This is a genomic window from Herbaspirillum sp. RV1423 (assembly GCF_000577615.1).
GTDB lineage: Bacteria > Pseudomonadota > Gammaproteobacteria > Burkholderiales > Burkholderiaceae_D > Herbaspirillum.
Window position 1 is genome coordinate 1 of record NZ_CBXX010000004.1, and the last position, 10,467, is coordinate 10,467.

10 protein-coding genes and 1 tRNA gene are annotated in these 10,467 nt (G+C 52.3%); 8 read left to right on the forward strand and 3 right to left on the reverse strand.

What is annotated here, in order from left to right; translation table 11 throughout:
• Positions 1-371: helix-turn-helix domain-containing protein (locus tag RV1423_RS04795; RefSeq protein WP_034294463.1), on the reverse strand; the 371-nt coding region annotated here is incomplete at its 3' end.
• 306 nt (positions 372-677) lie between these two features.
• Positions 678-1,052 (reverse strand): DUF1566 domain-containing protein, encoded by a 375-nt coding sequence (locus tag RV1423_RS04800; protein WP_231502055.1) that lies wholly within the window; start codon positions 1,050-1,052, stop codon positions 678-680.
• Between the two features lie 892 nt (positions 1,053-1,944).
• On the opposite strand from RV1423_RS04800, the gene RV1423_RS04805 reads away from it, so the two are divergent.
• The 8 genes from RV1423_RS04805 (at position 1,945) to RV1423_RS04840 (ending at position 8,019) form a co-directional block, all read left to right on the forward strand.
• A tRNA-Lys gene (locus RV1423_RS04805) sits at positions 1,945-2,020 on the forward strand.
• A 161-nt stretch (positions 2,021-2,181) separates the two neighbouring features.
• On the forward strand, positions 2,182-2,685 hold the full coding sequence (locus tag RV1423_RS04810; protein ID WP_155835024.1) for a hypothetical protein: 504 nt from the start codon (positions 2,182-2,184) through the stop codon (positions 2,683-2,685).
• Positions 2,682-3,158, forward strand: coding sequence for a hypothetical protein (locus tag RV1423_RS04815; RefSeq protein WP_034293832.1), 477 nt, complete (start codon positions 2,682-2,684; stop codon positions 3,156-3,158). The genes RV1423_RS04810 and RV1423_RS04815 overlap by 4 nt, the downstream gene beginning before the upstream one ends.
• A 149-nt stretch (positions 3,159-3,307) precedes the next feature.
• Positions 3,308-3,559 carry a hypothetical protein gene (locus RV1423_RS04820; protein ID WP_034293833.1) on the forward strand — a complete coding sequence of 84 codons (252 nt, stop codon included), beginning with the start codon at positions 3,308-3,310 and terminating at the stop codon, positions 3,557-3,559.
• Positions 3,559-4,647: a hypothetical protein gene (locus RV1423_RS04825; protein WP_034293834.1), complete on the forward strand. Its 1,089-nt coding sequence runs from the start codon at positions 3,559-3,561 to the stop codon at positions 4,645-4,647. Before RV1423_RS04820 ends, RV1423_RS04825 begins: the two co-directional genes overlap by 1 nt.
• Positions 4,634-6,016, forward strand: coding sequence for an AAA family ATPase (locus tag RV1423_RS04830; protein ID WP_034293835.1), 1,383 nt, complete (start codon positions 4,634-4,636; stop codon positions 6,014-6,016). Before RV1423_RS04825 ends, RV1423_RS04830 begins: the two co-directional genes overlap by 14 nt.
• Before the next feature lie 245 nt (positions 6,017-6,261).
• Positions 6,262-7,053: a hypothetical protein gene (locus RV1423_RS04835; RefSeq protein ID WP_155835025.1), complete on the forward strand. Its 792-nt coding sequence runs from the start codon at positions 6,262-6,264 to the stop codon at positions 7,051-7,053.
• Positions 7,054-7,341: 288 nt separating this feature from the next.
• Positions 7,342-8,019, forward strand: a complete 678-nt coding sequence (locus tag RV1423_RS04840) for a hypothetical protein (protein ID WP_034293845.1) — start codon at positions 7,342-7,344, stop codon at positions 8,017-8,019.
• 277 nt (positions 8,020-8,296) lie between these two features.
• On the opposite strand, the gene RV1423_RS04845 is transcribed toward RV1423_RS04840, so the two are convergent.
• On the reverse strand, positions 8,297-10,276 hold the full coding sequence (locus RV1423_RS04845; RefSeq protein WP_034294470.1) for an ATP-binding protein: 1,980 nt from the start codon (positions 10,274-10,276) through the stop codon (positions 8,297-8,299).
• Positions 10,277-10,467 lie beyond the last annotated feature (191 nt).

The following is a 10,467-nucleotide window of genomic DNA, read 5'->3' on the forward strand; positions in this document are numbered from 1 at the left end:
GAGAGACGCTTCTTGAATGACTCCAGGTTGCGTCGGATCCATACCGACCGTACCCCCGATGGAGAAACGAAGATGCCGCGCTTACGCAGTTCGTTGGAGACACGGACCTGACCGAAAGCCGGCTGTTCCAGGGCGAATTCGGCCACAGCCACTTCCGTGGCCTCTTCAACGCGATTTCTGAGATTGGGCTTGCGACGATTGGCATCGATCAGGGCATCGACGCCACCGGCTTCCAATGCCGTTTGATAGCGATAAAACGTATCGCGGGAAAATCCCATTACCTTGCAGGCACGAGACACATTTCCAAGTTCTGCAGCAAGATTGAGCAGGCCAACCTTGTGCTTGATCACATTCTGAGGAACACTACGCATGGGGTTACTCCTTGGCGCTTAGGCGCTGGTTTAATAAAGATTCGCACCTCTATCAAACCGGGTAACCCCACCATTTGGCAAGGCCTTACTGTCCGATCAAGTCGGAACTACTACAAATGAGAGAGGCGTTAGCTCAGTTGGCAGAGCAGCGGACTCTTAAAAGTATCTTCCCCGACGACAAAGAATCTTCGGCATTTTACCTCCCAGTTTCCACCAGAAAATCATATCGGCATCAAAGAATGTCGCGGCATTAAAGATTCAATTGCAAGAAGTTTTTCTAAAATAGAATTTCACGAATTACATTAGCTACCTAATCGACATTCTGCGCACTGCCCGCGCCAGCATTTGATTGCTGATGTGATCATCGTATTGAGTGCCCGTGCCAAAGAACTGATTCCAGGCATAGAATGAATCTGCCGCATGCTTTTCACTAGACCAATACCATCTATCTTGGAAACATTCCCTGCGATTAGCAAACAGCAATGCCAATTCTCGCCTGCTGGGCAAGTCGCCCCCACTATCTTGCGCCCACTGGTTCGCAGTCTGCCAACTGACTCGTAGCGCTTCGCCCGGAAGCAGAATCAGATGATGAGACTGATGGCCATCTTTTCCCAAAATAAGCCCTACATACAGTTCGCCGGAATGAATTTCACATCGAACCTCATCCACTAAAATCATCATCAACTCCACGAAGGTTATTTACTCTCATACACAAAATTCTAAAATGCGTAAAAACTGCCTTTGGGAATAGGTAACCACGCCACGGACGAAGTTCCTGACGTTGTTGAGCATATTGCATCGAACAGCCAGAAGCATTTCCACACGAGATTACAACCGACTTTTGTACAGATGAGGATTTCAATAGGCCTAAAACTCGTTTCATAAATGCCTGCGAAGCAAAATCATAGAGCAAGCGAGATAACTGATCGATCCGGGCACCGGCACCTCTTGGCCGACTGAGAATTTACCAGTGGCGCCGGAACACAAGCGCAACAGTGTCTAAACCGATCATCATTGGACAGCGCAGGGGAAATCATAGAGACTTTCTTCAGGCGCATGAAACCATCCATCGTGGACGACATGGACACGCCTGCCGTCACTATCCCATCCAGGAACAACAACGCCAACGAGAAAGCAGCCACTTGCGCCGCGCCAGTAGATACTTCAAACACCTAACTACACACCAGTGACCTGCCTTCGCTCACTCCTTTTTGATTTGTGACAGGGCTAACCATTGATTGACTACAACCAAAGAGCGTATTCAACTACCAGTTGAATACAAGGGTGTTGAACGGAAATCACTATTGGTTTTTATAATTTTTATCGCCACATCGATAGCCATTGCAGAATAGCGCAGCAATCAGGCGTTTCGGATCAAGCAATTAGAAAATGGAGGAATGGCGGCACAATGAAGCCGTATTACGTGATTAAGTGCACTCAACTGGCAGAGGTCTCAACGTAAAAGAAGCTGCATTGGCGGCGACATTGGAAACAGAGCACAATGAAGATAAGAAGAAAGAGCTTGCGGAAATGCTATCCCCATCCTATAATGCGTCCTCTCTCGAAACGAGAGGGGGCGTTAGCTCAGTTGGTAGAGCAGCGGACTCTTAATCCGTAGGTCGAGTGTTCGAGCCACTCACGCCCCACCAAAGAATACAAAGGGTTACAGCGCATGTCGTCTGTAACCCTTTTCTCTTTCGGGTTCATGTAACCGCTATGTAACCCGATTTGCTCCTCGCCGATCCATCTCAATCATCATGTTGTAAGCTATGGTCTGAAGATACGTTATAAACGGAGCTTGGGGACAGCAGTGACAAAAACAGAATTGATGGGGCCGAGTGCGAGTGCGTTCTGGCTTGAAACCTTACACAAAGTCGATCTGCCCAAGCGCGAATACATACCTCTTGCCGATGCAGCAAGCGAACTGAAACGTTTACCGAGCGAATTACTTGACAAAGCGATTTCCGGGGAACTTGATATATACGCACCGGTTCTGGACGAAGGCACGTATGTATGGCCTGTGACAGAGTATGGGCTTCGGCACTCGCGCATATTGGGTAAGGCCGATCCGATATTTACCGTGAGGCTCAAAATCGGCGACTATGCAATCCTCACAATCCCTGATCTCAAAAAAATCAAGCTGGGAGCGTCGGTAAAGCCCGAAGGTTTTATTTGTCCTGCAATAACGTTGCTCTTCATTGATGACTGGGAAACGGAACGACAGTCCGAGCAAGCGCTAAAAAAGCAGATGTCGGCCCTCTTATATCCTCGGGTAACATGTCGAAATGGCGGAATGCCGCCGGTGAGCGTATGAAAGCGCTTGTCAAAGAAGTTGCGTGGACCGCATCATTTGATCAGACAGTGGAAAAGCTTACGGTTAGAGCTGACATGCTGTGGATTGACAGTAGCGACATGCAGCATTTGCAAGAGGGGCCGGAGCGTCCTCAGTCCATCACGGAAAGCCCAGCAACCTCCACTCAACACAAAACCAGCAGACCGGGCAAGCGGCCTGGACTTTACCAAGAAATTATCCTGGCCCAAGTCGAAGCCATAGAACGACAGCACGATCCTCAAAATGCTGATGTGATCTGGGGCATTCTGTGTAATGGCGTAGGTGCCTCCACGTATCCGCGCTTGCATAAGTATGACCGTAATGGCATCTGGTTCCACTCCGGTGATGGGCTAAAGCCCTATACCCTAGGCGCATTAAAAAAATACCTAAACCCGAACAAGACCAAAAAGCACAAGGCGGTCACCAAAAAGAAGGCGGCAAGCAGCACCAAGTAATAAATCTCCCTAGCCGTTATCCCCCGATATTCCCGGATACCCCCGGCACTATCGCCATGGCGTTCTCTATCCTTAATGCTGTTGCATGTTGATTCTTTTCGACATGCGTAGCAGCGCCGCATCCTGCGCTGTTTATCAAGGAGAGGGAAATGTCCCTGATTTTGAATGCCACCAACGGTGCTAGCTTTGTCTGGACGACTGGAAAATTCGCGGAAGCTAACTTAGTCAAAAGCCAGACCGTCCGCAAACGTTTTTGTGCGACAGGTAGTTACCACGGTGTAGTACCTACCAAGTTGGCGAATGGTCGCTTGCTTTGGCCTGACGTGATTGTCACGCTGCGTGATGGCGCCATTGCGGCGAACGATGCTTCTCAGCGCATCAATAACGAAATGGCGGTGTAATGAACACCTCGACGCAAACGGCCCCGGCTACGACCGTGGTCAGTACCTACGCAAAGCTCCACCGCGCCTCTCAAGTATTTGGACTGGTTCATTCTGCCGATGGCGAGGTCACCGTGTTCCGCGACCACTTGGCGCGCCATCTTTCCAACGCAGTGAACATTACAGGGAAGGCCTTGGGCGGTGACAATCCTCTGCGCGTTACCGTCCACCAGCAGGACGGCGCGATGGATGCCATCACTTTGTTAAAAGCGTTAAGCGACTGCGAGCAACTTGTCCGTTACAAGGATTTGGGCTTTGTGTCTGCCGTGGAGTACCTCGTACACAACCCGCAGTATGAAGACGTGGTTGCGATCGGTAATTTCTGGTCTTCGGACCCTTACGGGGAGACGGCTCGACTGAACAAGCTGCTGGCAGATCTGCATCATGGCGGCCTTCGCCAGCACGTCACCACGCAGTCGGTCGGGTGGCAGAAACAGTCCGATGCACGCTGGGCCAGTATTCAGTCCAGTATCGAAGGCGTGTTTGCAGCGAATGACACAATCTTCGCCTGCAAGGCCGATCTTCTCCATCAGGATTATGTGCCGAAAAATAAGGTGCAAGTGATGACGCGTTATGACCAGCTTACGCAAGGGCAGACATTCACGCACGCAGATGTAGGCCAAGTTCAGTCCTGGCAACGCGCATTCCATACGGCGCTGTCTGAATCCATTACTTGCCAGCAGAAATTGCTTGCCTGGGTTTACGTTACCAGTTATTCGCGCATCACCGGGCCTTACACCACAGCCGTCCTGCTTTTCGATGGAGCAGGTGTCGCTCCTGACGAGGTACATGACGTGTTACAGACGTCCTGGAACACCGCAACGGACGGTCAAGGCTATTGCTTTCACTGGTCGTCGTCCAAATGCCTTTGGGCGGGCAGCATCGAGCCCTGCGACGATATCAAGCGCCACGGGTTACTGCATGGCCTGGAATGCGTAGCGCTGGCAGAAATGTATGTGCGCCCCCACTGCCTGAAAAACCTGTCGACCTTTGTAGTTGGCAATATTTTTTCTGAATTGCATAAGGAATCCGAACATGGACACCCCTAAAAAAAATGACGGCATCATTCTGAACTTCGCGAATGAAATTATGCTGCAAGCCATGTCATGGTTGTGGCGCTTCTGGATCGCCTTGGGCAAAGTCCATCTGTTGGTCGGCGACCCTGGTTCGGGTAAAACGACCTTGCTAGCAGACCTGTTGGCAGCTTTTTCCACAGGTGGTCTATTGCCGGATGGCGAACGCGCACCCAAGGTCTTTTGCCTATATTGGCCGGGAGAAGAGAGCATTGAGGATACAGTGGCGGTGCGCTTAAAGGCGGCTGGTGCAAATCTGCGCAACATCATTATTCTGCGTGGTGTAGCGGAACACGGCTGCAAACGCTCTTTCCAGCTATCTGACTTGCCTATTCTGGTCAATAAAATCAAACAACTACGCGCCCAGGGTATTGATGTCCGCGTCATTGCGATTGATCCGCTGCTTATGGGGTCCGGCAATTCCAACAGCAACGATAACGTTCGGCGGCTCCTCGATCCGCTACGTGTCTTAGCCGAAGAAGAAAGTATCGCCATCATTGGTGTGCGCCATCTGAGCAAAGCATCAGCCAAGAAAAAACTGGCAGATCGTATCAATGGCAGTGTAGCAATCTCAGCCCTCTGCCGCCTCGCAATGTTTGTTATCAAAATTGCTGGCACCGGTACTTCACCGGACAACCCGACTCGCGGCGTGGTAGTGCGCGCCAAGACAAACATCGGCCCAGTAGAGGGTGGCTTTGCCTTTACGATAGCTCCAACGAGCATCGAAGTGGAAGGCGGTACAGCAGACAGCACCACTCTGAAGTGGGATGCAGATTCACTTACTGGCGATCCCGAGTCTATCGTTCGGACAGCAGAATCTAATGCTGGGGCTTCTATCGATAATGACCTGACTGGGGAAATTCGCTTCCTGCAAGACATGCTGGAGCGTGGCCCGGTGCATTCCAACGAGGTGCTTGCGCTTGGCAAAGAGGAGGGGTTCACCCCTGACAGGCTGCGTCAGGCACTTGTGACGCTGGGCGGTAACTCGGGAAAAGAGCCAGGTAGGCCACGCGGCCCATGGTACTGGTGGTTGCCTGAAACAGGTTTTGACGACCGCCGAGATCGTCCATATGACGGCGATCGTTACCCGAATCGCCATGATGATAACCGGCGCACAGCCTCTCGCCAGGAAACCAGTACGCAGGGCTATGGCCGTCTGCATTTGCACCCACGCAATGAGGGCCGCTTCGACGACTATAGCGAGAAAATGTCGAAAGACGAAAAACACGGCAAAGTCGAAAAGTCGGCAAACCCGGAACACGACCGTACGCCGCGCTGGTCGCCTCAGATTGATTTTCCTGGCAATGGTGATGACGACCTTGCCGGTGATCCCGTGGGTGTCTAATCATGGTGCATCCCCGCTTACACCGTCCTGCCGCCCTCGGCATGGCATTGGCGGCAACAGGCACAGCGCTGTGCCTGTCAGTCTCCGTAGCGTGGCATCGCGTCCCTGTCCTGTGGGAGCAGGTACTGGGGGCGGCGGTGGCTGTCCTCGTCACTCTGGGCGTTCACTTATTACCGGCACTGGTGCAAACGCCCATACGCATGGGGCGCGGTGCTGTCCGTGCCGCGTGGTGTCTGGGCGCAAGCTTGCTTTGGCTGATGGGCATGATGTGGGTGTTATACGGCCACGCGACATTCATGCTCGGCGTTCAGGCTAATGCAGGGCAAGCGCGCATGGACGCCGTTTCATCCTTGTTCGAAACGCAGGAACACATCCCGTTCCTACCTACCCACAGTTTGACAGTAATCGCTCAGGAAACCACCAAGCTCGTTGCCGAGCAAGGTAGGCTTGCCACCCTTTCCTGCGAAACACGCTGTGCCAGCTTGCAAGCTAAACGCGCAACATTGGCGGCACGGCTGGATGCACTGTCCGTAGAGGCTAGTGAGGTACGCCGTTGGCAGGCCGAACGTGACCACCAGGAACAAGCGGCCCCTCGTGAGCAGGCACGCCGTGACGCGGCGCGTGACGATGCGGTGATGGCGACCGTGGCCACGTGGGTGCGCATCCCGGTCGCAACGCTGCAATGGATCATGGCAGTAGGCTTGGCCGTTTTCCTTGAAGGATTCGCGTCGCTGTGTTGGGTGCTGGCGTTACCGCAACCAGAACCGCATGTTCCTGACCCCGTAACATCCGAGCAACTCGCCGTAACGGATGAGGCATACGATGATAACCACATGCTCCTGAAGGAAGTCCCAGATGTTACGGTAAGAAATTCCAGTGCCGATTCCAGTTACGAAGTTCGGTTACGCTGTGCGCGGCAGGCGGTGCGATCAGGACAGCTTAAGTGTACCGTTCGAGCTGTCCGACATTACCTTGGCTGTGGAAGTGATGCAGCCAGCGCCATTTGCAAGACATTGATTCGCGAACAGGAGGCATGACTTTCTACTGAGCGGGAGCAATATGGCGCGGCAGAATCCGCGCAATTTGTACTCTGTGGCCTGTTGCATATTCGGAGGAAAGAAAAATCGGCATAGACAACGTGATTTCTCGATAGGGTATGGATTCCCTAATGGAAAGCGTGGTTCTTTCATCCATGTCATAGCCCATCAGAAATTGCAGTCCCTATGTAATAGGTTCTAGAAGCAAGTCTCTACTTCAATTCATTCAAGCAATAATTTCTTATCGCATGACCTGATCCGTTGGCATAACCACCAACGAGGTCAATCATGATAGATAGCAGCAAGAAGTACTGGTTCGATAAGAACGATGATTCCCATACCCAGAAACGCAAGAAACAACGTTTCATCAGAAATCAGATAACAGGTCTGAACTTTGAGGATGAGATGTTCGAGTTACGCAAGAGCTATCAAATACTGTATCCCACCCTCAAAATCGATGAACGGTTACGCGATGACGTTACCTTCATCACCATGCAGGGTTATCGAGATCGCCTATTCCAGCGCATCAAGGATGCACATGCCTATGAACGAAAACGTAGACGTATAGGTAAACCGCTCAAGGACTTTGAACGCACCATTCTGAATGACATCCACGGGTTGATTTGGCGACAAGAATACGGCGAGGATTGTGGGGCGCATCACATCCATATCGTTGCCTTCGCATCAGTCAGTAGACGTGATCATGTCACAGCTTGTGATGATTTAGGCATGGCATGGGTACGGGTAACAAACGGATGGGGTGATTTCCATAACGGAAACCGTTATGTGCACTCATACAGAAACAAGTGGGGCGTAGCCATCGGCTATGTTCACCGCGATGACGATAAAAAGCGTAGTGCCTTGCAGAAGCTCATCGGCCTATATATGGCGAAAGTTGCTGGCCAGGAGCCCATTGATCGTGGCGAAGACGACAAATTGTTCGGAAGGCGGATGTTTGATCGGTGAGGCCATGATGACTTTAACCCATCGGACAGTTTGGTTAGATCAAGTGTAGTAACTTAAACTTGACCTGACACGCAACGTCAGATAGGAAGCGGCTTTCGGCCCGTTGCGGCCATTCCAACTGATTTGCCCAATGTCTACCTAGCAGCGAAAGCGTCCCTGCCGCTAAAGTAGGTGATTCATTGAGAGCGATAATCTCATGTCGCCTTGAAGATGCTCGGCAAACTCCACATATCCCTCGCCCATCTCGCGCGGCTCATTCGGTGGTAGCGCTCTTTTTTTAGTGCTCGGCCTGCAACTCTGCAACCAACTCCTCCCTGGTCGCAGCGGTGTAGTCATCTCGCTTAAGCTTGAGGTTGTCGAGCATGAAGCCGTGCGTCAGCTCAAAGCCATCAAGCAGCGTGTACCAGTTCATGACGTATAGCTTCATGCGCGGATCATCAGTCACGAGGCCCGGGTCGTTGCGCAAGACATGAGCGTTCAACCGACTAGTGATGATGGAGTCCGCAGAGGAAATCTGGCGCCCAAGGAGGATAAGCTCAAAGTGCATCTTCTCCGACTTGAACTGTGGCTCGCTAGCGATGATTTCCGCGTAGTCCTCAAGCTGCCGAAGGTGCTTCTTGTTGAGCGATATTGCCGGCCGCTTTATCTCCACCACGATGCATTTGTAGACCCTGTTCCCCAACGAATCAAAGGCTGGGAATTTTCGTGCCATGAAGAGGTCAACTTGCCGCTGTGCACCGGGGAAATCTGCCTCCTCATCGACGTCTTCCATGCTCAGCGGCGACCGTGCCATGACCTCGTCCCGCATGCGGCGAACAATCTTGGCGAAGGTGTCCTCCTCCGCGCCTATGGTCTCATAGCGCGGCCCGAACAGCCATGTGTTGCTCTCGATGATCTTTTGCAGGTCAGGCGTCTCAAGGACCTCGCGGTAGTGCTCGTTCATCACGTACCGCAGTTGCTGTACCGCGTTAGCTCGTCGTTGCAGTACCTCGATGCTCGCGACAATATTCTCGAGCGTCGTTCGATGCAGTTGCTTTGCTAGGTCTTGCATCGACTTCGCATCGAGGTCGAGCGCGCCTTCGAGCACCTCAAACAGGGCATCGTTCTCGTTTGAGACGGCGAGCCTATCTAGAAGTCGAATGATGAGCTTCGCCTGCTTCTTGGTGGTGTTGTGGAAGACACGCGGTTCAGCGATGTAGATGTTCCGCACCAACTCGCGGGTATGCTGGTGCCGCCATACTTTCTCCGTGTCATCCATTCCCGCGTAGCTCGGAAAGTAGCCTTCATCTTCGTAGACCTGCACCACTTCCTCGGCTCGCTTGCGCAGGAAATCGTCGTAGACGGACTGACTCAAGCGGTCAAGCTGTGACTTGAATTTCTTCCACGTTGGCGATGCCGGCGTGTGCGCTTCCGGAGTCAGCAAATCCTGCTCTTTCGAGAAAGTATCAGCCCATGCAGATATCACGCATATGCTGGTGAAAAAGTTGGGCTTCTGGTTTAACGAACTTAGCAATTTGTAGACCGGTGCACCACTGGAATTGAGCAGGTATAGGTATGACTTCTCCGAGGTGGGCCGTTGCTCCCAGCGAATCACTTGGACCTGGAATACAACGTCGTCGGCCAAAATTTCCTTCTGAACTGCTTCATGTTTCGGAACCAGAAGGGGAACTCCGTTCAGTACCACCTGTTTCACCGGATGCACGGCAAGATACCACCCAAACTCGACGGAGAACTTCTCGCGAAGCTCATCCAACTCCGGCAGAGCGCCTGTGAAATGCGTGAGCTCCACTAGAGTGCCCTTTCCTTGCGTCAGCAGCTCCAGCTTTTGCTCGGACCTCTCCAGAAGCCGCCCTTCAAAATCTTTGATGGTCGACTCGGTGACGTCGATTACGGCATCGACGTTGTTGAACCTAGTGAACCATGATGCGTTGCGGCAAAGCAGATGGAACGCGAGGCGCCCGCGACCATGCTCTCCCTTCATCGAAAGGTTGGCCTTCTTCGCCGAGTCGTTGAAGCTACCGAACGTGTCGTTCAGGGTATCGAACTCTATGCCGTCACCGTTGTCCAGCACGACCACGCGCTCCACGCCGTGCATATCGTTCTCGACTACGGTGACGGATACGAAGCTCGCGGCAGCATCAAAGCCGTTCCAGACCAGCTCGAATAGAGGTTGCCAAGGCTCCGCATTCTTGAAGTGCTTCTTGATACCAGAATTGCCGATGGCGGCGCTGCCTTTGAAGACAGTATTCGTTTTCATACGCTCCTCCGTCATATTTTGGACGATTTTTACATACCTCCTCGGGATGAAGCGAGGCCGCTTCCAGCTTGAAACAGTCAACCAAGAAAAAGTGCTAACCGACTGCTTCTGGCCGAATACGAACTAGCCCGACTAGCAGTCTTTGTAAGGTCAAGTCTGAGCTACAACAGATCAAGCTTAATCGAGTACAA